This window comes from Actinomadura sp. 9N407 (assembly GCF_044326315.1).
Taxonomy (GTDB): Bacteria; Actinomycetota; Actinomycetes; order Streptosporangiales; family Streptosporangiaceae; genus Spirillospora.
Map to the genome: position 1 here is coordinate 32839 of NZ_JBIRAW010000024.1, position 20263 is coordinate 53101.

Here is a 20263-nt window from a genome sequence, read left to right on the forward strand (position 1 = left end):
GGACAGGAGTCGCCAGGATGCCGTTGCAACCGTGGATGAAGCTCATCTCGGTCGACGACCACCTCATCGAGCACCCGCGGGTGTGGGCCGACCGGCTTCCCCGGAAGTTCCTCGGACGAGGCCCGCGGATCCTCGACGAGCCGTCATCGTCCGGCGGGCCTCCGATCCAGGTATGGCACTACGAAGGAAAGCGGTTCCCCTCGATCGGGCTCAACGCGGTCGCGGGCAAGAGGCCCGAGGACTACGGCGTCGAGCCGGTGCGCTACGCGGACATGATCCCCGGGTGCTACGACCCGAAGGCCCGGCTGGTCGACATGGACCTGGACGGCGTGCACGGGGCGGCGAACTTCCCCTCCTTCCCCCGCTTCGCCGGCGGGCTGTTCACCGCGGAGCGCGAGGACGACGACCTCGCCCTGGCATGCGTACGTGCCTACAACGACTTCGTCCTCGACGAGTGGTGCGCCACCGCCCCGCACCGGTTCATCCCGCTGATCATCCTCCCGCTCTGGGACACGCAGGAGTGCGTGGCCGAGATCCACCGGACGGCCGCCAAGGGCGCCAAGGGCATCACCTTCCCCGAGAACACGGTGCCGCTCGGCCTGCCGTCGATCTACACCGATCACTGGGAGGCCGTGTTCTCCGCCGCCGAAGAGACCGGCATGCCGCTGTGCATGCACTTCGGCTCCTCAGGCTCGCCGCCCGCGACCGCACCCGAGGCGCCGTACGCGGTCACGATCTCGTTGTACGGGACCAACTCCATGTCGGCGACCGCCCACCTGCTGTTCTCCCCGGTCTTCCATCGCCACCCGAAGCTCAAGGTGGCCCTCTCGGAAGGAGGCGTCGGCTGGGTCCCGTACCTCCTGGAACGCATCGACGGCACGTGGGAGCGGCATCGCTGGTACCAGAACGTCGTCAAGGACGTCCGCCCCTCCGACCTGTTCCGCAAGCACATCTACGGCTGCTTCATCGACGACGTCGCGGGCCTGAAGGCCAGGCACGACATCGGCATCGCCAACATCACCTGGGAATGCGACTACCCGCATTCGGACTCGTACTGGCCGAAAAGCCGGAAGTACGCCGAGAAGATCTTCGCGGATATCCCGGACGACGAGGTCCACCAGATCGTCGAACTGAACGCCCGGAAACTGTTCGACCTGCACGAGAAGACCGGCTGAGCCGTGCCGGAAAGAGACATCGACGCCTCCGACTGGGCCGAACAGGATCTGCTTACTCGCGAACTGGCCCGCGAGCGACTGGCCCAGGAAGAAAACGAGACAACCGCCGAACTCGACGCACTTCTCGCGACAGGCCGAGCCCACCCGGCCGCGATCGAACTCCTCGAACGGCGGCTCGATGCTCTCAAAGCCAGCAAAGCCAACATCGCCGACGGCACATGAACGAGGAGAAACCATGCTCGACTTCACTGACCGCGTCGTCATCGTGACCGGCGCCGGGCGGGGCATCGGCCGCGCCTACGCCCGGCTGCTCGCCGAACGAGGCGCCGCGGTCATCGTCAACGACCTCGGCGGCGACACCGACGGCCGCAATCCCTCCGACGGTCCGGCGGCCACGGTCGTCGCCGAGATCAAGGCAGACGGAGGCACCGCCGTGGCCAACACCGATTCCGTCGCCGACCCCGAAGGCGCCCAGAGCATCGTCGCAACAGCGGTGGCGGAGTTCGGCCGCGTCGACGCGGTCATCAACAACGCCGGCATCTACAGTCTCGGCCGTTTCGAAGACCTCCCCATCGAGGTCTTCCAGGATTTCCTCAACGTCCACTACACCGGCAGCCTCCTCCTAAGCCGGGCGGCATGGCCCCACTTGAGCGAGTCGGGCCAGGGCCGGATCGTCAACACCGTGTCCAGTGCCCTCGCAGGTCAGCCGGACATGGTCCACTACGGAGCGGCGAAGGGCGCGGTCTACGGACTGACCCGCAACCTTGCCGTCGCGGGCGCATCGCGGGGCATCAAGGTCAACGCCATCGCGCCCGGAGCCGGCACCCGCATGCTCCAACTCGCGGCGCCCGCCCTGCCCGCAGGCACCGTCGAGTTCATGAACGAGCACATGCCCCCGGAACTGGTCGCGCCCGTCGGGGCCTACCTGGCCCACAACGAATGCTCCCTCACAGGCGAAGTCCTCAACGCGGCCGGCGGCTACGTCTCCCGCATGGTCATGGTCAACACCGCCGGAATCCACGACCCGAAACTGACCCCCGAGACCGTCGCCGAGCGGCTCGAGGAGATCACCGACACAACGAACGCCCAGCCCGCCGACCTGTCCTTCCCCACCTGAGCCGCGCCGACATCGACCGGGAGACCTGCTGACAGCGGGTCTGTCGCTGCGAAGCCGTACTGATTACTCTGGGTGACAGCACCGATAATGGTGCGGGGCGTGAATTGTGGGGCGCCAGAAGTGACTTGAGCTTCCCTGAAGTGCGTTGTGGTGCGGCGAAGGGATGCCTCTGATCTGGGCAGATACGAAAAGGCTTATGGGGTGGGAGCAGTAAACGGTGTTCACACCGAAGAGGTCACTGGTTCGAACTCAGTATCGCCCACCCCCACCACACAGGCCCTTCCTCGACTCCGAGGAGGGGCCTCAGTGCTTCCCTGGGGCAGATTTGGGGCACGATCTTGCCCCAGCCTCAAATGTGTTCAGGAGAACCACCTCCTGCTCGACCACTCTCCGTGACGAAGAGCCGACGCCCCGTCTTCGCCGGACCACGCGCCCCACCATCAAGTGTCACGCACTCTTGACGGAGACCGGCGTCCTGGAGCTCTCCCGGGGGTGGCCTGGATGTGAGCCAGCGAGACGTCCAGCCGTGGCGGTGCGGGCCGGAACTCGCGGACGACGGTGACGAGCCCGAGCGCGGCCAGGCATCCGGTGATCGCGGGGCCGAGTCACCGGCGATCGGAGTCGCGGGATCGGACTGTGAAGATCAGCCGAGGGTGAACGTCCTGGCGCGGATACGGCGCCGGCTGGGAGGGTGGGCCTTATGGAGGACTTGCGGGACGCCGAGCGCCGACTTCAGGCCGCGCAGCTCGCTGGAGATGTCGAGGCGCTGGATCGGCTGCTGGATGATCGGCTGATCTTTACCTTCGGTGCGAACGTTCAGACCAAGGCGGACGACCTGGAGCTGCACCGCACTCGTGCGCAGGTGGTGACGAGGGTGGCTGAGGAGGAGTTGACCGTGCTCGCCGATGGGTGCACCGGGGTGACGTGGTTTCTCGGCACCGTCGAAGGGACCGTCTCCGGGGCGCCGTTCGCGGCCAGAATGCGCTACACCCGTACTTGGCTACACGACGAGACGCACGGCTGGCGAATCATCGCCGTGCACGCCGGCACGACCGATTGACATGGCCGACAGGTTGTAGGGCGAACCACCACGCAATGGTAGACGGCGGTAGGAAGCTGTTTTCGAACCCCCTGCGAGGCTGATCAGCCTCGCAGGGGGGTGAACATGACTGCTCCTGACGAGCTGCTCGGCGACGAACCCCACCGCACCCGGCGGAGCCGCCGTGGGGTCCTCGGTCAGAAACACCCCCAGCATCCGCCGGTGCCCACCGCACCGCCCAACCCAGCTTCGTCGCCGGGCTCCGCCGCTCACCCGCCTGCTCCAGCGCGGCCTGGTCCAGCCGGAAGAGCCGCTCCAGCTCACCCGGTGACGGCTCCTGCGGGACCGGCCCGGCGGTAGGGCGGTGGTCTGTTCACCGATGCTGTCAGCGCGTGGTGTTGGTGAGCTCAGCGCGTGGTGTTCGTGAGCGCGGCGAGAACGAGTTCGCCGAGTTCGCTATAGGCCTCGCCCGAGGACAGGCCGGTGCGCTCGAGTAGTTCGCCGTGCTGGATGCCGTCGACCAGCAGGCTGACCGACTCACCGACGAATTCGGCGTGCATGCCGCGGAACCGGCCGGCCGCCACGCCGTCGCGGATGAATTCCCGGACGCGTTGGGCGGACGCGCGCGCGTTCAGCGCCCAGATCTCGAAGGTGGCGTCGGGGGAGACCATGTCCAGGTGGCACGTCTGTGACATCTTGCGCATCTCGTCGCCGACCGAGGCCAGGTAGGTACCGATGCGGTCGGTGGGGTCGGAGATCGTCTCGACGCGATCCTCGATGCGGGCTGCGGCGGTTTTGAAGAAGTGTTTGAGCGCCGTGGTCACCAGGCGTTCTTTGCCGGAGGCGATGGCATAGAGCGTTGACTTGGAACATTGCAGCCGGGACGCCAGTTCGTCGACGGTGAGCTTGGCGAATCCTTCGGTGAGGATGAGCTACTCGAGTCGGCTCAGTAGCTCGGCCCGGCGGCTCTCGTCGAGCGGGCGTCGGTTGGCCCCCCTGGCGCGTCGCGACGCCAGCGTGGCCGGCGACGATGATACTGACGCTGCCATGCGCGGTTGCTCCTCCATCGGACGGTCCATGTCGGTACTGATCAAGATACCGGCGAACCATGGAGCGTACCCGCCGGTGGTGCCGCGCGGTCGGCTGTCACCTGGGGATCGGCGGCAGGCCTGCGGCTTCGCTACGGTTATCCGGCCGCGGTTGCCGCCATGCAGAGTTGGCGGGAGGGCGAGCGGACCACGCTGGATGCCGAGTCGCCCCGGGATCGGAGACAGCGGCTGTGAGCGGCTACCGCCGAAAGGTCAAGGGCGTGTACCTCCATGGCGTCAGCCGGGAGATGGGCCGCGGCTCAGCGGGCTACACGACGGCATGATTACGTACCGCGCGGCGGCCGATCTCTACGGCTTGGATTCGGCCGCCGCTGCGCGCCGCGTGCACGAGATCATCGAGGGCGGTGTTCGTCCCGGTCGATTCCGTGCCGTTGACGCGGCACTCGCCTCCACGTTCGCGGTGTTCGCCAGGATTGTCTCCTGCGGCGGGCGGGGGTTGACCGCGGGACAGGCGTTCGCCGAGATCGGCGACATCCTTCTGGACAGACTGCAGTGCCAGGACCCGGTGTAAGTCCTTTCGTGCACGGCGGGACCCGGGGGGTGGTCCGATCACGGCATCAGCTCTGGCGGTACCCGTACGACCAGCGCGTCACCCTGGCCGCCACCCCCGCAGAGTGCTGCCACTCCGACACCGCCACCGCGACGCTTGAGCTCAAGGGCCGGGTGCAGGACGATCCGGGTGCCGGAGCATCCCAGCGGATGGCCGATCGTGATGGCGCCCCCTTGACGTTGACCTTCTCCTCCGGCAGGCCGAAGGCACGCATCGGCTCGATGCCGACCGCGGCGAACGCCTCGTTGAACTCGACCAGGTCGAGGTCGGTGGTGATGCCTTCCTTCTCCAACACCTTCGCCGTCGCGTTGGCCGACTGGGGTTGCAGTGAGGAATCGGGGCCGGCGACCATGCCGTGCGCGCCGATCTCGGCCCGCCAGGCCAAGGCCGAGCTCTCTCTTCACGGTGGAATAGAGCTCCAGACAAGCCATATTGATCCTGATCAGACGAGAATTCCGCATTTAATTCGCCGGGCCTCGCCTGAATCCAAATCGGTGGATTGAGGCTAAGTTTGGCTCATGTGGATCAAGTGGCCGGCCATGACCGTGCCCAGCCTGGCCGACGGTGTGCGCAACGGCTTCGTGACCGCTTCTACCGACGGCGGGAACCAGGACCCACGATTCTTCGCTTGGGGTCTGGATGAGGCCACCGGTGATATCGATTGGGAGCTCACGAGAACCCCGTGCCCTCCGCGCGCTTCGCCGCCATGCGTGAAGCGGCCCTGTCCGCATTGGACGCTGAGGACGGAGTCGAAGACGGCCTGTTCTGGCGCTCGGACTTCCCTGTCTGGGACCCCAGCCCCGCGATCGGCACGGAAACCGAGGCGGGACCGGTCACCGAGCTCGATGCGGAAGTCATGCGGCTGATCTGGGACGGGCCCAGAACCGGTGATGGACGACGGCTCTGGTACGGGCTGCCCGTCGGTGCCGAGAGCTGGGGCGACTACCTGCCGATGGGAATGCTGAACTGCCATGAAGTCGACGGTGTCATCGAGCCGGATCCGCTCTTCCTGACCAAGGACTGGGTGTCTTCCTGGGTCATGCGAGACCCCGGCTTCTATTGGCGCACGGTGACCATGGAGAACTTCGAGGAGATGTTCGACCGAAGCGTGCAGATGTTCGGCGAGTATGACTTGGGTGATCCGAACCTGACCGGCGTGCGAGACGCAGGTGGAAAAGTACTGCTCTCACACGGCATGGGCGATGAAGTCATCCCACCGCAGGGCACCGTCGACTACCACGAGCGGGTGGTGGAGGCCATGGGCGGGCGGACGGCCACGGCAGAGTTCCTCCGCTTCTTCCTTCTCCCCGGCCATGGGCACGCTGCGCTGCGACCAAGCAACCACTTCCACCACGGAGGCCTTCGTGTCCCACGTCAACGCGCCCTTGACCTGACCGGCCGGTAGCCGACCACTCTGGACGCTCTGTGTAGAGACGAGACCGGCAAGGAATGGTGGAAGGTCGACCTGCCGGTACGAATTCGGAGAACTCTCGCCGAGAGCTACGAATCGGACGCTCGCAGGGAAGACGAAGAGGCGGAGCGCCTACGCCGGGGCTTCGGTGCTTGAAAACGGTCGGCGGGAGCGCGGCCACGTGCTGCCAAGGTCCCGGCTGTCGTAACTCCCGGGCAGGTCGGTGCGTACTGTGCCGGCCGCCGGCGCTCGGTTCGTGGAATGGGAGGTTGCCCGTGTGGCAAGGGAACGGCCCACTCGATCACGGTGCTCGCATCGGCGCCCAGCACCGTGGTGCGCGCTGCCCGGCTGCTAAACGGTTTCCGTTCCCTCGGGCACGGTGGCCGCGGTGGTGGGTTCCGTGGGGGTCCATTGGGAGCCGGTTTCGGCGCGGTACGCGAGGGTGGCGGCTTCGATGGTGGGGTAGAAGCGGAGCGGGTCGATGGTGCGGGTGAGGCCGTAGCGTTCGATCTTGCTTCGTACCGGGCCTTTCAGTTCGGCGAACACCAGGCTGATGCCCTGGGCGTTCAGGGTCTCGTCGAGTTCTTCGAGGACGTCGGACGCGGTGGTGTCCACGTCGGTCATGGGCTCGGCGGCGATCACGATCCAGGTGGGCGGTGGATCGGCCTGGGCCAGTCGCATGACCTCGTGGCGGAACGCCTTGACGTTGGCGAAGAACAGCGGGGCGTCGAACCGGTAGATGACCAGGCCGGGGATGTGGGCGGCTTCGGGGTAGGAGCGGATGTCGTGGTAGCCGTCGAGTCCCTGTACTCGGCCGAGCACGGTCTCGTAGGGCCACCACGCCCGGCGGAAGACGTTGAGGATGGACAGGGCGACGGCGATGGCGATGCCGGGAAGCACGCCGAGCAGGGCGACGCCGAGGAAGGCGGCGATCGACAGAAGGAACTCGGTCTTGCGCTGCCGCCACAGCCGCGCCGTCGCCGGAAGGTCGGCGAGCGTCAGTGACGCGGTGATGACCACGGCGGCCAGTGCGGGCTGTGGCAGGTTGCGGAAGAGGCCCGGAACCAGAACGATCATGAGGATGATCAGGGCCGCGCCGACGACGCCGGTGAACTGGGTCTTGGCCCCCGACCGCTCCGCCACGGCCGTGCGCGCGCCGCTCGTGCTGACCGGAAAGCCCTGGAAGAGGCCGGCCGCCAGGTTCGCCGCGCCGATGCCGGTCAGCTCCTTGTCGCCATGGACCTCCTGCCCGGTCCGCGCCGCGAACGCCGAGGCGGTGGAGACGGTGTCGGCGAGTGACACCAGGGCGATGCCCAGGGCACCGGCGAAAAGCAGGGCGAGGTCGTCCATCCGGACCTGCGGGATCGTCAGTGGGGGGAAGCCTTCGGGCAGTACGCCGATCAGGCTGACCTCGCGGTCGTCCAGGCTGAAGACCGTTGTGGCGGCGATCGCCAGCACCACCATGACGAGCACCGCCGGGACCTTGGGCAACCAGCGCTGCAGCAGCAGGATCAGCATGATCCCGCCGATCCCGACGGCGGCCGCGGCGATGACCGTTCTTCCGTCGGCGAGCCCTTGGACGAATCCGGCGCATTCCTGGACCAGGGTGTCGGCGTCGACCGTGAACCCGAACAGTTTCGGCAGCTGCCCGATCAGGATGGTCAGCGCCAGGCCGTTCATGTAGCCGATCATCGTGGGCTTGGAGATCAGGTCGGCGATGAAGCCGAGGCCCGCGACGGACGCCAGGATCATGATGGCGCCGACCATGAGCGCGAGCATCGACGCCAGCGCGATCGCCCGGCCCGGGTCCCCGTCGGCGGCGAGCAGCGGCAGGGTCGTCGCCGCGATCATCGGGCCGAGCGAGGAGTCGGGACCGAGGACCAGAATGCGGGACGGGCCGAACACCGCATAGCCGAGCAGGCACAGGATGGACGTGTACAGCCCGGTGATCGCCGGGAGCCCGGCCAGTTCCGCGTACGCCATTCCCTGCGGGACGAGCAGCGTCGTGAGCACGACCCCGGCGACCGTGTCCTTGACGAACCACTCACGCCGGTACGTCGCGATCTGCTGGAACGCTGGCACCTTACGCAACACAGGCTCTGCACCTCCCGTGGCCGACGCCGTCATGGAACATTCGGTGGCGCTCGGGTCAGGTGACGGCTTCGGGGCCTTCCGTACGGCGCCGTGTGAGCGCCAGCCGGCGGAGCCTGCGCCAGTCCAGCGGTGGTTTCGCCCGGGGCGCGGTACGGCGGTGGCGCGGTATCCGGACTCTCAGCGCGCCCGCCTGGATCCGGCAGGTGACCGGGGCCGGCAGCGTGAGCGCTTCGCCGTCGACACCGACCGGTATCTCGGGGACGTCGGCGCCGACGACGACCTCGGTGGTGGCCAGTGCCGTGAGGCCGGGCCCGCGCCGGCCGCGGAGCATTCCGGCGGCCTGAACGGCATTGTCGACATTGACGCTCAGGACGCCCAGGGCTCCGGAATCGAGCCGGCGGCGGCGCCCGAGGCCCGCGGGGTCACCCCCCTGGTACGGGTTGTTGCTCACCAGGACGGCCTGCGGGGCGTCGATGGACACGTTCGCGGTATGGACGGTCAGCCGCGGGCCGTCGTGGTGGGCCAGCAGGTCGGGAAGCATCCGCAGCATCGTCCGGATCTTGTCGTCGCGGTAGGCGGGGCTTTGCACGATGGCCGCGTAGGCACCGAACGAGGCGTTGTTGACGAAGACGCGGTCGCCGATGAGGCCGAGGTCCACCCGGACCTCGACGCCGTCGGTGAGCGCGTCCAGGCATGTCGACGGGTCGTCCCGGTCCAGGCCGAGGTCCAGGGCGAAATGGTTGCGGGTCCCGGCGGAGACGACCATGAACGGTACGCCGTGCTGTGCCGCGACCCCGGCGACCAGTGCCTGAGTGCCGTCGCCGCCGGCCACACCGAGCAGGTCGGCGCCGTCCGCCACGGCCTGGCGCGCGAGCTCGGCGACGTCCTGGGGATGGGACGGGTCGAGCAGTACGACGTCGGCGCCGAGGTCCCGGGCCTTCCGCGCCAGCTGGAACCGCTCGACCTTCCCGCCGCCGGAGCGCGGGTTCATGATCAGGTAGGGCCGCGATGGCGGCGGGGCCGGGTACTCCACCGGACCGGCCGACCCGACGTCGTCGCGGAGCGCGGCTCTTCCCGCCAGTACCGCTGCGATCCCCAGTACGGCGGACAGCAGTACGGCCCACAGCAGTCCCAGCGCGATGTAGTAGATCAGGACGGCGACGGGAACGAGGACGGCCAGGACCGCGGCGAGCACCCGGACGACACTGCGGCGCGTCAGTACCCACCACAGTGCGGCGGCGGTGACGGCCAGACCGGCGATCCCCATGCCCAGCAGCACGATGCTCTTGAATCCGGCCGCCAGTAGCAGGTTCACCGCCGCCGCGGCCCCGGACGACAGGGAGAGGCGCGCGGCCCGGCCCGGGTGAAGCCAATGGGGGGACTTCTCTATACCTGGCACAGCCCTACCCCACCGGCTCGGGCCCGGACTGACATCACCTTGAGCGGGTGATGCCGCCCGGTCGCGGATCGATGACCGTTGAGGGAGGGAGGCCTAGCCATGGACACGTCCAGCATCGCGGCTTTGACGCCGTCGGAACGTGCGGAGACCGGGAGGCGGGCACGCGCCCGCGTGTCCCGCTCCAGCCACGCCGAGTACGAGCCCGCCGAGAAGCGTCCCGATCCCGTCGAGGTCATCGAACGGCAGTCCGCGGCGAGGGTGCCCGAGCTCGTGCCGATCCGGTACGCCCGGATGCTGGAGTCCCCGTTCCGCTTCTACCGGGGCGCCGCCGCGATCATGGCCGCCGACCTGGGCGCCGCTCCCCACACGGGGCTGACGGCGCAGCTGTGCGGCGATGCCCACCTGCTGAACTTCCGGCTCCTCGCCTCCGCCGAGCGGCATCTGATGTTCGACATCAACGACTTCGACGAGACCCTTCCCGGGCCGTGGGAGTGGGACGTCAAGCGGCTCACCGCGAGCCTGGCGATCGCCGGTCGCGCCAACGGCTTCCCGGACGAGGAACGCGGCAGGATCGTACGGGAGTGCGTCCGGGGCTACCGGGAACGGATGCACCAGCTCGCCGGCATGCGCACGCTCGACGTCTGGTACGCGCAGGACGACGCCGACAAGCTGCAGGCGATCTGGTCGGAACGGCTCGGCGGCGCCGCCCGCCGCCGGACCGCGGCGGCGACCACCCGTGCCCGCACCCGTACGAGCATGCAGGCCTTCGAGAAACTGACGCACCTGGACGGCGGCGTCCGGCGGATCGCCCCCGACCCGCCGCTGATCACCCCACTCCGGGATCTGCTCCCCGAGGAGGAGGAGGCCGACCTCAGGTCCGGCCTCGGCGAACTGATCGAGGAATACGGCCGCACCCTGCCGCCCGAACGCCGGCAACTGCTCAGGCGCTACCGCCAGGTCGACATGGCGCGCAAGGTGGTCGGCGTCGGCAGCGTGGGTACCCGCTGCTGGATCATCCTCCTGCTGGGCCGCGACGATGACGATCCGCTGCTGCTGCAGGCGAAGGAGGCCGGTGAGTCCGTCCTCGCACCCTTCGCCGGCGCGAGCGAGTTCGAGAACCAGGGCCAACGCGTGGTCAGCGGGCAGCGCCTCATGCAGGCGGCCGGCGACATCCTGCTCGGCTGGCAGTCGGTCACCGGGATCGACGGGCGGCACCGTGACTTCTACGTGCGCCAGCTCCGCGACTGGAAGGGCATCGCCCGGCCCGAGGTGATGGGCCCCGAGGACCTGGCGGTCTTCGGGCGCCTGTGCGGTGCCGCGCTGGCCCGCGCGCATGCCCGCTCCGGCGATCCGATCGCCATAGCGGCCTATCTCGGTCGCGGCAGCGGCTTCGACCGGGCACTGGCGCGGTTCGCCGAGGCCTATGCCGACCAGAACGAACGCGACCACCAGGCGCTCGCCGACGCCGTCCGCACCGGCCGGATCACCACCGGCCGGATCACCACCGGCCGGATCACCACCGAGCCGGCCTGACGCCGAGGGCGCCGGCCGTCACAGGATGAGCACTCACGACTCCCCCTTCGGGCGGGCGTCCGGCCGGCGGCGGCCGCGGCGAACGGACCGTTCCCGCGGCCGCCGGGATGTCAGGACGAGTGCGCGCTGTGAGCGGGCGTGCCGTTGTGCCATGCGTCGACGCCGGCGCCGGTGGCGACCCTGGCCTGTGACAACTTCCGCTTGGCGAGTTCGCGGGGCGGCACCTCCATCAGCCGGACGCGCCGTCGCGCCGCCACGAGCAGCCCCGTACCGCCGAACACCATGCCGGCGACGCCGATGATGGTGCCCACCCCGAGGAGGATGCCGCCGGCGATGAGGATCCTGGTGTTCTGGCGGTCGGACGGCGATTCCTGCGTTTCGGTCATCATGGCGACCTTCCCTTTCTGCGTGGACGTCGTTGCATGGTGGTGCCGTAATGCCGGAACCATCGCAGCCGGGGAATGCGATGCCATCACCCTTTGAGGGTGACCGGCGGCAGCATCCGGACATGTGGTGAGTCGATCGAGTACGGAGCGAAGTAATTGCCGGGACGGGGGTGAAATTGCTGGACCCCGTCCCTCGACCCGGGTTGTCATGGGCGGTATTGGGACACGGGGAGATCGCCATGGCTCGGTACTACTCGCAGGTGGTCGTCGGCTTTGACGGGTCGAGGGAGGGAGAGAGGTCGCTGCGCTGGGCCGTGGACGAGGCACGGCGCCGGCACATCGGTTTGACCGTCTGCCATGCGTGGGCGTGGCCCTATCCGGACGTCCGGCCCGGAGCCGACGTGCGGCGCGCCATGGAAGAGACCGCGGAGCACGTACTCGACCATGGTGTCGCCCTCGCACGGGAACTGGCGCCCCGGTCGGGGATCACCGGCCGTCTGGTCGAAGGGCCCGCCGCCTTGGCGCTGACGCAGGAGAGTGCGGGCGCCGAACTGGTCGTGGTCGGCGCCAACGGCCTCGAAGAGACGGCCCTGGGAGCCACGGCGTTCCAGGTCGCCGCCCGCGCGAGCTGCCCGGTGATCGTGGTACGGGATGTCGGCCCCGGAGACGGCCGGGTCGTCATCGGGTACGACGGCTCGGTGGCGAGCGTGGCCGCTCTCGCGTTCGGTTTCGAGGAGGCCGCGTTGCAGGGCTGGCGCGTCCATATCGTGCACGGTCAAGGGGCCGAGCCGGGCGCGGAGACCGAGCCGTCACGGCAGGCCGTGAGCGCCCGCGTCGACGACGCGCTCGCCCCTTGGGCGCAGCGGCACCCGAACATCGACGCGAAGACGTCGATCGTCCCGGAGCCGGCCCGCCGGGCGCTCGCCGAAGCGGCCGAGGGCGCTCAGATGCTGGTCGTGGGGGACCGGGAGACCGACGGCATCCCGCCGCTCCTGCTCGGTTCCACCAGCCAGGCTCTGCTCCAGCACGCACCGTGCCCCATCGCCCTGGTGCATCCCCGGCGGCGAGAGCGGCCTCCTGACTTCGAAACCGCGGGGACCGGCTCTCGGGACGCCTACGGCGCTCCCGGAGCGGAGAGAGACGGCGTTCAGGCCCCTGGCCAGGCGCGGGCCGGTAAACGGCGAGCGAGCCCCACCCGGGTGAGGCGTGCTCACCCGGGTGAGCGTATGCGCGAATGGTTGCCGCGTCACCCCAGGTCGGGAGACAACTGATCCGCATCGTCGCCTCGAATGGAGCCCGAGATGACTACGCAGACCATTCGAGGATCCGAACGACCGCGCGATGACGCGTACGAGTCCGAGCGGAAACCCTTTGGCCCGCCGCTGCCCGAATGGGTGCTGATAAGGCCGAGGCTGATGGACCGACTCTGGAAGGGCGTCCAGGGCCCGCTCACGGTGGTGACCGGACCGCCCGGATCGGGCAAGACCATCACGGTGGCGGCGTGGACGAGCACGGAACGGCACGAGGGGCCCGTCGTCTGGCTTCCCGACGACCGGAGGCTGCGCACGCTGGGGGAGTTCCGCGTCCGCCTGGCGGAGTGCCTCGCGGACGTGGGCATCGACGTGAGCGTCCCGGGGCTCGAGGAGCCAGGGGACGGCAGGGACGAGCATGACCTTCTGGTGCACATGGCCGCGCGGCTGGCCGTACTGGAGGTCCCTGTCGTGCTGGTGCTGGACGATTTCGGGCCGGAACGCGGTCCGGCTCTCGCCGACGGCGTGATCAGCCTGCTGAAGCATGCCGGATCCGGCCTGCGCATCATCGTCATGTCCCGCAGTGACCCGGTCCTTCCGCTGCGCCGCTACTCCGTGTCCGGCCGGCTGACCGAGATCCGCGCCGGTTCGCTGGCCCTGAACGAACGGGAGATCGCGGCGATCCTGGAGCAGCACGGTGTGCGGATCGGTGCCTCCGCGCTGCGGGCACTGCACCAGCGGACCGAGGGATGGGCCGCCGGCGTGCGGCTGGCGGCGATGTCGATGGGCCGCCATCCCGACCCGGAGCGGTTCGTCGAGCAGTTCAGCGGTGACGACCATTCGGTCGTCGGCTACCTGGTCGAGGAGGTGCTGGACGCTCAACCGGCCGAGGTCCGGCGGCTGCTGCTGGCCACCAGCGTCGTGGACGACGTCAACGCCGAGCTGGCGGCGGAACTGGCCGGTGCCGAGGCCGGGCCGGTCTTCGCGGAGCTGGTCCGGCAGAACGCCTTCGTCGTGGCGCTCGGTCACGGCTGGTACCGCTACCACCCGATGTTCCGTGAGGCGCTCCGGCTCGTCCTGCGCCATGAGGCGCCCGCCGAGGTGGACGCGCTGAACCGGCGGGCGGCCGAGTGGTTCGAGCGTGCCGGCCGGCTGGGCGAGGCCGTCCACCAGGCCGTGCGCGCGGGGGACTGGCGGTACGCGGCCTGGATGGTCGTCGATCGGCTCGCCATCGGCCGGGTGCTCGGCTTCCGCCCGGGCGATCCGCTCACCGGCCTCTTCCGGGAGATGCCGGCCGCCTCGGCCTATTCCGCCTCGGAGCCGGAACCCGCCATCGTCGCCGCCGCCGCGGCCGCGGCGGTCGGCGACGAGCAGGGCTGCTCGATGGCGTTGCAGCATGTGGACCGGGTGTTCGCCCGCGATCCCGGCAGGCGGACGCAGGCGGCGCTGCTCTGCGCCGCCGCCGTCCGCTTCGGGCGGAACCGGCCACTGGGCCACCTGGCGGTCGCCGGCCTGCCGGGATCCTCGCTCAGATTCCCCGACCGGCTGCTGAAGGACGGCCCGGAACTGCGGGCACTGCTCACCTCGGTGCGCGCCGCCGCGCTGTTCCGGGACGGCGGGCTGCGCGAGGCGGCGCGGCTCTTCGAGGCGGCGGTCGTCGCGGCCACGGAGGCGGGTGGTGACTTCCAGCGGAGATCCTGCCTGGCGTACCTGTCGCTCATCGAGGCCCTGCTCGGCAGATTCACGCGCGCCACGGAACTCGACACCAAGGCGGCCCAGCTCCCCGAGGTCTCGCTGCACCCCGCGGGGAGGCGGACCGCGGTCGCCCACTTGGCGAGCGCCGCCGTGCATCTCGAGCACTACGAACTGGCGGCGGCGGACGAGGAACTGGACAAGACCGGGGCGGCACTCCTGGAATGCCCGGATGAACTGTTGTCCGCGCTGCACCGATTCGTCTGCGCCCGCGTGGAGATCGGCTGGGGCCGGCCGGAGCGTGCTCTGGAACTACTCGGCGTGCCCGGCGGCTCCGCTCGCCGGGTGCCCTGGCTCGATCGCCGGGTGCGGCTGGTCGCCGCGGAGGCGCACGCGGCCCTGGGCGCGGCGGATGCCGCGCTGGCCGCGGCGGAGCAGGCGGGCGGGGTGGGGACGCCGGGCTCGGCGGTGGCGCTGGCCCGGGCGTGGTTGTGCCGCGGTGAGCCTCGCGCGGCGGCCGAGATCGTACGCCATGGCTTCGTGGAGTCGGCGACGACCCCGGCCGACGTGCGCGTCGAGGCGTGGCTGCTGGATGCTCGGCTCTCCTACCAGCGGGGCGATGGGTCGCGGGGCCGCCGTTCCCTCGACCGGGCGCTCCGCCTCGCCGAACGCGAGCAGATCCGGCTCCCGTTCGCGCTGTCCAGGGAGTGGCTGACCCCGGTGCTGCGGCACGACCCCGAACTGGCCCGGCCCTACCACCGGATTCTCGATCCGCTGCTCCTCGCGACGGCGGCACCATCGGCCGCCGCGCCGGGCGGGGCGGAGGAGGCCACCGTGGAGACCTTGAGCCCCCGGGAGACCGATGTCCTCAAACGGGTGGCCAGGATGATGACCACCGAGGAGATCGCAGCCGAGCTGTGCCTGTCGATCAATACGGTCAAGACCCATCTGAAGAGCATCTACCGGAAGCTGGGAGTGACCAGGCGGGGAGAGGCGGTGCGGCGGGCCCGGAGCCTGGCGCTGCTGGCGGACTGAGCCGCCTCGGCCGGGCCGCCTCGATCGGGCCGCCTCGGCCGGGCCGCCTCAGAGGATGCCGACGTCCTGTGCGCGCCGTAGCGCCTCCGCGCGCGAGGATGCCTCCAGCTTGCGGTAGATGGCGCGGGTATGGGTCTTGATGGTGTTCTGCGAGATGAACAGTTCCGCGCCCACGTCACGGAGCGACTTGTCGCTGCGCAGCATCCGCAGCACGGCGATCTCGCGGTCGGTCAGAGGTTCCAACGGGGCCGTCGTGTCGGCGAGCGAGTGCAGCTGCCGCTGGACCTGGGAATGACGCAGTCGCAGCCGGCCCGCGTCCGCCGGAAGGAACGCCAGCAGTTCGGCGGCCTCGCCGACCAGGGCCCGCGCCTCCCGGAGCTCACCGAGGTCGAGCAGGACGCCGATCAGCAGGTGCAGGTTCTCCAGCGTCGGCCACACCGTGACCCGGGGCGAGGTCCTGCGAAGGTGCTGCACGGCCTCCAGGAGCGGGCGCGCCTCGGCTACGCGGCCCTGGCGGACGAGCGTGGCGGCGGCCGCGGTACGGGCCAGGCTCATGCGGGAGGTGTCCGCCATCCCGTGCTCGGCGGCGAGGGCCAGCGCGGTCTCGGCCAGCTCGGCGGCCTGCGTCTCCCGGCCGAGTTCGGCGGTGGCCAGCGACAGCACCGCGTAGGACTGCACCTGGACGGCGGCGAAGGCCGCCAGACTCTGGGCGGACTCGCTGAGGGGGGCGATGGCCGTGCTCTGGTCGCCCGCGAGGTAATGGCCGCAGCCGAGGTTGTGCCGCGCCAGGCTGTACCAGGGGGACGCAGGGTCGGTCTCCAGCGCCACGGCGGTGCGTGCCGAGGCGAGCATGTTGTGGACGCCGCCGGTCCCCACCATGCTCTCCAGCAACGCCGCCGACGACTCCAGGGAGGCCGTCCCGTCCGGCAGTGGCCCCGAGTGCCCGAGCCGCCGGGCGGTGTCGAGCCATTGCCGGCCGATCGCGCGGTCGCCCGCCAGCGTTCCGGCCCACGCCGCGCAGACGGCGGCCACCGGGTCGGCCGCGAGACGTTCGGTGTCCACCGACATCAGCCAGCCCCGGAGCATGGTCGTCTCCTCATGCCCCGAGAAGGCGAAGGAGGGCCAGCCGGCAGCGATGATGGCGACGGCGCGGCCGTCGTCGCCGGCGGCCAGAGCGTGCTCGATGGCGGCGCCGACCCGGCCGTGCCGTTCGAGCCAGACGTCGGCGCGGCGGTGCAGGACAGTGGCGAAGCCGGGTTCGGCGGTACGCAGCAGCCGGTCGAGGGCACCCCTGAAGAGCCGGTGATAGCGGTACCAGACTCGGCGGTCGTCGAGCGGGACGACGAAGAGACCGGACCGCGCCAGCCGCTCGAGGATGGCGTCGGCGTTCGGGTCACGGGTCACCGCACCGCAGAGGGAGGCGTTGAAGGACTCCAGCACGGAGGTGCGGGCGAGGAAGCGGAACGTCTCGTCGGAGAGCGGAGCCAGCACCTCCTCGGAGAAATAGTCCACGACGTACTGGTTGGCGCCGTCGAATTCGCGGGTGAACGCCGCCGGTTCCCGGTGCTCGCGCATGCCCAGCGCGGCGAGGTGCACTCCGGCCGGCCAGCCTTCGGTCCGCTCGACGAGGCGGTCGAGGTCCTCGCCCGCCAGCTGGACGTTGCTGAAGCGGCGGACGAATCTGTCGGTCTCCTCGGCGTTGAAGCGCAGGTCCTCGACTCCGAACTCGACGATCTGGCCGGAGGCGCGGAACCGCGCGAGCGGCAGCGGCAGCCTGCCCCGGGTCACCAGGGCGACCTGGGCGTTGGGTGGGAGCCACTCGACCAGGGCTCTCAGCTGCCGCAGGCACGAAGGGTCCCGGATGACGTGGCAGTCGTCCAGGACGAGCACCACGGGAGCGCCGTGTTCGGCGAGGCGGTTGACGATGTCCGACAGGAACGCGTCGTCGATCACGGCCGGCCGGTCGTCCGGCAGCCGGAGCAGGTCGCCCGCGACTCCGGTCATGGCGGCGATGTCGTTCAGGCTCCGCAGGATCGAGGACCAGAGGATCGAGGGCACGTTGTCGCCGTGGTCCAGGGAGACCCAGGCGAACCGGCGCGTTTCGTCCGGATCGGTCCGCCACTGCGCGGCGAGCGTGGACTTCCCGTAGCCGGCGGGGGCCGCTATGACGATCAGGCGTTCGGCGCGGGCGTGCGTGAGCCGGCGTACCAGTGCCGACCGGCTGATCCATTCGTCCTGGGGGTCGGGTGCACGGAGCTTGGTCACGGCGATGGCGTCGACCCCGTGCGCGGCGTGGGGCGCGTTGTTGCGCCGCCGTCTCAGCAAGCGATCTCGCGGCATGGTCAGGCCCCTCGTCGCATGTCCGAAATGCTCCGTTCTAACGACTCCAGGGTCAATGAGATCCCGTGTCCGGAAGTCGCCGTACCTCGATCAGGACCAGTCCCAGCGCCTGGATCCGCTCCAGGACGCCGTACAGCGCGGCCTGGTCCAGATCGGGGCCCCAGACGATGGTCTCGGCCGGATTCTCCGTGACGGTGAGTTCCTCGAACGCCTGCTGGAACGAGTCGCTGAGGAGTCCCTTGATCCTGATCTCGTAGCCGCAGGCAGGCACAGGGCCGGTCATCGGCTCAGGCGTGCCTGTTGCCTGCCGGCGTGCCGGACCCACAGGGTGAGGGCCACGGTCAGCAGGCCCCACGTGATGAGCCAGAGACCGAGCAGCCAGGTCAGCGCCGTCAGCGTCATGCCCGGATACACCAGGACCACCAGCCCGAAGAGGATCGACAAGCCGGCCAGGGCGGCCGACCAGCCGCGTTCCGGCGTCGACCCGTCGGCCAGCACCGCCACGAGCTCGATGACTCCGCTGATGAGCCAGAACAAGCCGAACAGCAGTGCCAGGACCGTGACGGTCTGGAGCAGGTTGCGCAGGGCCAGGACGCCGATGGCGAACGACAGCACCCCCAACACGGTGAACAGCGCACGGGTGCTCGGGGCCTCGTCCGTGACGACGGCCTGCGCGATCCGGTACACACCGTGCGCGATCAGCTTCAGCCCGAAGAGCACGGCCACGACGCCGATGGTGGCCTTCGGCCACGCGACCAGGGCGAATCCCAGCAGGGTGGAGAGGGTACCGACGGCCAGGGCGATGCCCCATGCGCCTTCGGCCAGCCGCATCAGGAGCATGCCGTTCGCCGGTGGCGGCACCCGCCCGGCCGCATGCGGAGTTCTCGCCGAGCTCATAGGAGCCTCCTCGTTCCAGGTGCGCCCGGACGGGCCGGGCGATCGTCGCCGCGTCCAGCACACTGCGATGACGCGGGCGCGGCATCCTCCGTAGCGGGTGAACGGCATCGCCGCCGTCCTTTCTCGTCCAGGCGCCGGTCTTCGACCGGCCTTCCGAGCCGTAACTCATCCACTGCGGGTGATACGAGGGCTCGTCGCCGGGCGGACGCTGTTGCCCGACCGGCTCGGTTCCGAGCGGCGAAAAGAGGAGGACCTGAAATGACCGGAGGAACGCACACTCAGGACAGGGGGGCCGCCCCGTCCGTCAACCGCGCGGCGGTGGGGCTCAGCGTCTTCGCGGCATGCGTGATGGTGATGTCGGGGATGTTCAGTGCGATCGCGGGATTCGCCGCGATCCTCGAGAACGAATTCTTCGTGGTGCGCGGCGGCTACGTCTTCGAGTTCGACGTCACCGCGTGGGGCTGGATCCACCTGCTGTTCGGGATCCTGGTGGTGGCGGCCGGCTTCGCCGTGCTCTCCGGGCGCGCCTGGGCACGGAGCCTCGGCATCGTCCTCGCGGTACTCAACGCCATCGCGAACTTCATGTTCATTCCCTACTATCCGGTCTGGTCGCTGCTGATCATCGCGCTGGACATCGCGGTGATCTGGGCTCTCGCCGTGTACTCGCGGCAGGCGGCCGACGCCGTCTGGGACTGATGACCCACGACGGCCGGCGGACGGCGGGGGACCCGGCGCGCACCGAGTACGCGGGTGCGGTGTACGGGTCCCTCCTGGCCGCCTCGGTGATCGTCGGGTCCAGCCCGCGCAAGGACCCGACGCCCGCCTTCGCGCTGGTGGTCCTCCTGATCGCCACCGGGCTCGTCTTCTGGTTCGCCCACGTCTACGCGCGGCTGGCGGGCGAGCGCGCGGTCGGGATCCCGGTGCGCCGGGCGGACGTCAGGGCCGTCGGTGCCGCGGAGTGGCCGCTCGCCCAGGCCGCCGTCCCGCCCGCGGCCGTCGCCTGCGCCGGCTGGCTCCTCGGACTGCCCGACGTGACGACGGCTTGGCTGGCGCTGGTGACGGCTCTCGGAGGCCAGGTGGGCTGGGCCGTCGCGGCCCTCGTCCAAGCGGGCGCGAGACCGCGCACCTACCTGACGGCCGGTCTGGTCAACCTCCTGCTGGGAATGGTCATCGTCTCCCTCAAGTTCCTGCTGGCGCACTGAGCCCGTGTTCGGGAGACCAGGACGGCATCCGGCG

18 protein-coding genes and 1 pseudogene are annotated in these 20263 nt (G+C 69.8%); 11 read left to right on the plus strand and 8 right to left on the minus strand.

The features are described from left to right. Positions 1 to 17 precede the first annotated feature (17 nt). The 4 genes from ACH34Q_RS31205 to ACH34Q_RS31220 all read left to right on the plus strand — a co-directional run bounded on the left by ACH34Q_RS31205 (position 18) and on the right by ACH34Q_RS31220 (position 3352). On the plus strand, positions 18 to 1175 hold the full coding sequence (locus tag ACH34Q_RS31205; protein WP_395986685.1) for an amidohydrolase family protein: 1158 nt from the start codon (positions 18 to 20) through the stop codon (positions 1173 to 1175). A gap of 3 nt (positions 1176 to 1178) precedes the next feature. Then, positions 1179 to 1397: a hypothetical protein gene (locus tag ACH34Q_RS31210; protein ID WP_395986686.1), complete on the plus strand. Its 219-nt coding sequence runs from the start codon at positions 1179 to 1181 to the stop codon at positions 1395 to 1397. 13 nt (positions 1398 to 1410) lie between these two features. Further along, complete coding sequence (locus ACH34Q_RS31215) at positions 1411 to 2292, plus strand: SDR family NAD(P)-dependent oxidoreductase (RefSeq protein ID WP_395986687.1); 882 nt, start codon at positions 1411 to 1413, stop codon at positions 2290 to 2292. Between the two features lie 700 nt (positions 2293 to 2992). Then, positions 2993 to 3352 carry a nuclear transport factor 2 family protein gene (locus ACH34Q_RS31220; protein WP_395986688.1) on the plus strand — a complete coding sequence of 120 codons (360 nt, stop codon included), beginning with the start codon at positions 2993 to 2995 and terminating at the stop codon, positions 3350 to 3352. Positions 3353 to 3738: 386 nt separating this feature from the next. Here ACH34Q_RS31220 and ACH34Q_RS31225 read toward each other — a convergent pair whose 3' ends face one another. Beyond that, a complete protein-coding gene (locus ACH34Q_RS31225; RefSeq protein WP_395986689.1) occupies positions 3739 to 4155 on the minus strand; it encodes a hypothetical protein in 417 nt (138 codons plus the stop codon). Positions 4156 to 4735: 580 nt separating this feature from the next. Here ACH34Q_RS31225 and ACH34Q_RS31230 point away from each other — a divergent pair. Further along, complete coding sequence (locus ACH34Q_RS31230; protein ID WP_395986690.1) at positions 4736 to 4951, plus strand: hypothetical protein; 216 nt, start codon at positions 4736 to 4738, stop codon at positions 4949 to 4951. Positions 4952 to 4989: 38 nt separating this feature from the next. Here the strand turns inward: ACH34Q_RS31230 and ACH34Q_RS31235 are convergent. Continuing rightward, positions 4990 to 5363 (minus strand): annotated as a pseudogene (locus ACH34Q_RS31235) (acetyl-CoA C-acyltransferase); the annotation flags it as partial. Positions 5364 to 5672: 309 nt separating this feature from the next. On the opposite strand from ACH34Q_RS31235, the gene ACH34Q_RS31240 reads away from it, so the two are divergent. Beyond that, positions 5673 to 6395: a tannase/feruloyl esterase family alpha/beta hydrolase gene (locus ACH34Q_RS31240; RefSeq protein ID WP_395986691.1), complete on the plus strand. Its 723-nt coding sequence runs from the start codon at positions 5673 to 5675 to the stop codon at positions 6393 to 6395. Between the two features lie 357 nt (positions 6396 to 6752). On the opposite strand, the gene ACH34Q_RS31245 is transcribed toward ACH34Q_RS31240, so the two are convergent. Both ACH34Q_RS31245 and ACH34Q_RS31250 read right to left on the minus strand, forming a co-directional pair. Next, positions 6753 to 8483 carry a SulP family inorganic anion transporter gene (locus tag ACH34Q_RS31245; RefSeq protein WP_395986795.1) on the minus strand — a complete coding sequence of 577 codons (1731 nt, stop codon included), beginning with the start codon at positions 8481 to 8483 and terminating at the stop codon, positions 6753 to 6755. A gap of 67 nt (positions 8484 to 8550) precedes the next feature. After that, positions 8551 to 9810, minus strand: a complete 1260-nt coding sequence (locus tag ACH34Q_RS31250; protein ID WP_395986692.1) for a diacylglycerol/lipid kinase family protein — start codon at positions 9808 to 9810, stop codon at positions 8551 to 8553. Positions 9811 to 9993: 183 nt separating this feature from the next. Here ACH34Q_RS31250 and ACH34Q_RS31255 point away from each other — a divergent pair, with 183 nt between their 5' ends. Beyond that, entirely contained in the window at positions 9994 to 11427 is a 1434-nt protein-coding gene (locus ACH34Q_RS31255) for a DUF2252 domain-containing protein (protein WP_395986693.1), read from the plus strand. A 110-nt stretch (positions 11428 to 11537) separates the two neighbouring features. On the opposite strand, the gene ACH34Q_RS31260 is transcribed toward ACH34Q_RS31255, so the two are convergent. Then, positions 11538 to 11816, minus strand: a complete 279-nt coding sequence (locus ACH34Q_RS31260; RefSeq protein WP_395986694.1) for a hypothetical protein — start codon at positions 11814 to 11816, stop codon at positions 11538 to 11540. A gap of 236 nt (positions 11817 to 12052) precedes the next feature. On the opposite strand from ACH34Q_RS31260, the gene ACH34Q_RS31265 reads away from it, so the two are divergent. Together ACH34Q_RS31265 and ACH34Q_RS31270 are read left to right on the plus strand one after the other, a co-directional pair. Then, positions 12053 to 13084 carry a universal stress protein gene (locus ACH34Q_RS31265; RefSeq protein WP_395986695.1) on the plus strand — a complete coding sequence of 344 codons (1032 nt, stop codon included), beginning with the start codon at positions 12053 to 12055 and terminating at the stop codon, positions 13082 to 13084. Positions 13085 to 13228: 144 nt separating this feature from the next. Next, positions 13229 to 15790, plus strand: a complete 2562-nt coding sequence (locus ACH34Q_RS31270; RefSeq protein WP_395986696.1) for a LuxR C-terminal-related transcriptional regulator — start codon at positions 13229 to 13231, stop codon at positions 15788 to 15790. A 48-nt stretch (positions 15791 to 15838) separates the two neighbouring features. On the opposite strand, the gene ACH34Q_RS31275 is transcribed toward ACH34Q_RS31270, so the two are convergent. The 3 genes from ACH34Q_RS31275 to ACH34Q_RS31285 are packed head-to-tail and all read right to left on the minus strand — an operon-like array spanning position 15839 to position 19027. Then, on the minus strand, positions 15839 to 18130 hold the full coding sequence (locus ACH34Q_RS31275) for a LuxR C-terminal-related transcriptional regulator (protein WP_395986697.1): 2292 nt from the start codon (positions 18128 to 18130) through the stop codon (positions 15839 to 15841). A gap of 52 nt (positions 18131 to 18182) precedes the next feature. Further along, a complete protein-coding gene (locus ACH34Q_RS31280) occupies positions 18183 to 18413 on the minus strand; it encodes a hypothetical protein (RefSeq protein WP_395986698.1) in 231 nt (76 codons plus the stop codon). Beyond that, entirely contained in the window at positions 18410 to 19027 is a 618-nt protein-coding gene (locus tag ACH34Q_RS31285; RefSeq protein WP_395986699.1) for an HdeD family acid-resistance protein, read from the minus strand. Before ACH34Q_RS31285 ends, ACH34Q_RS31280 begins: the two co-directional genes overlap by 4 nt. Before the next feature lie 258 nt (positions 19028 to 19285). On the opposite strand from ACH34Q_RS31285, the gene ACH34Q_RS31290 reads away from it, so the two are divergent. Next, positions 19286 to 19723: a hypothetical protein gene (locus ACH34Q_RS31290; protein WP_395986700.1), complete on the plus strand. Its 438-nt coding sequence runs from the start codon at positions 19286 to 19288 to the stop codon at positions 19721 to 19723. Further along, positions 19723 to 20229, plus strand: coding sequence for a cytochrome c oxidase subunit 2A (locus ACH34Q_RS31295; RefSeq protein ID WP_395986701.1), 507 nt, complete (start codon positions 19723 to 19725; stop codon positions 20227 to 20229). Before ACH34Q_RS31290 ends, ACH34Q_RS31295 begins: the two co-directional genes overlap by 1 nt. Positions 20230 to 20263: the final 34 nt, after the last annotated feature.

Coding starts and splice junctions, on each gene's coding strand:
- ACH34Q_RS31220 (WP_395986688.1), top strand. CDS start 2,993: ATGGAGGACTTGCGGGACGCCGAGCGCCGACTTCAGGCCGCGCAGCTC.
- ACH34Q_RS31280 (WP_395986698.1), bottom strand. CDS start 18,413: ATGACCGGCCCTGTGCCTGCCTGCGGCTACGAGATCAGGATCAAGGGA.
- ACH34Q_RS31290 (WP_395986700.1), top strand. CDS start 19,286: ATGACCGGAGGAACGCACACTCAGGACAGGGGGGCCGCCCCGTCCGTC.
- ACH34Q_RS31255 (WP_395986693.1), top strand. CDS start 9,994: ATGGACACGTCCAGCATCGCGGCTTTGACGCCGTCGGAACGTGCGGAG.
- ACH34Q_RS31260 (WP_395986694.1), bottom strand. CDS start 11,816: ATGATGACCGAAACGCAGGAATCGCCGTCCGACCGCCAGAACACCAGG.
- ACH34Q_RS31265 (WP_395986695.1), top strand. CDS start 12,053: ATGGCTCGGTACTACTCGCAGGTGGTCGTCGGCTTTGACGGGTCGAGG.
- ACH34Q_RS31285 (WP_395986699.1), bottom strand. CDS start 19,027: ATGAGCTCGGCGAGAACTCCGCATGCGGCCGGGCGGGTGCCGCCACCG.
- ACH34Q_RS31205 (WP_395986685.1), top strand. CDS start 18: ATGCCGTTGCAACCGTGGATGAAGCTCATCTCGGTCGACGACCACCTC.
- ACH34Q_RS31270 (WP_395986696.1), top strand. CDS start 13,229: ATGGACCGACTCTGGAAGGGCGTCCAGGGCCCGCTCACGGTGGTGACC.
- ACH34Q_RS31275 (WP_395986697.1), bottom strand. CDS start 18,130: ATGCCGCGAGATCGCTTGCTGAGACGGCGGCGCAACAACGCGCCCCAC.
- ACH34Q_RS31215 (WP_395986687.1), top strand. CDS start 1,411: ATGCTCGACTTCACTGACCGCGTCGTCATCGTGACCGGCGCCGGGCGG.
- ACH34Q_RS31295 (WP_395986701.1), top strand. CDS start 19,723: ATGACCCACGACGGCCGGCGGACGGCGGGGGACCCGGCGCGCACCGAG.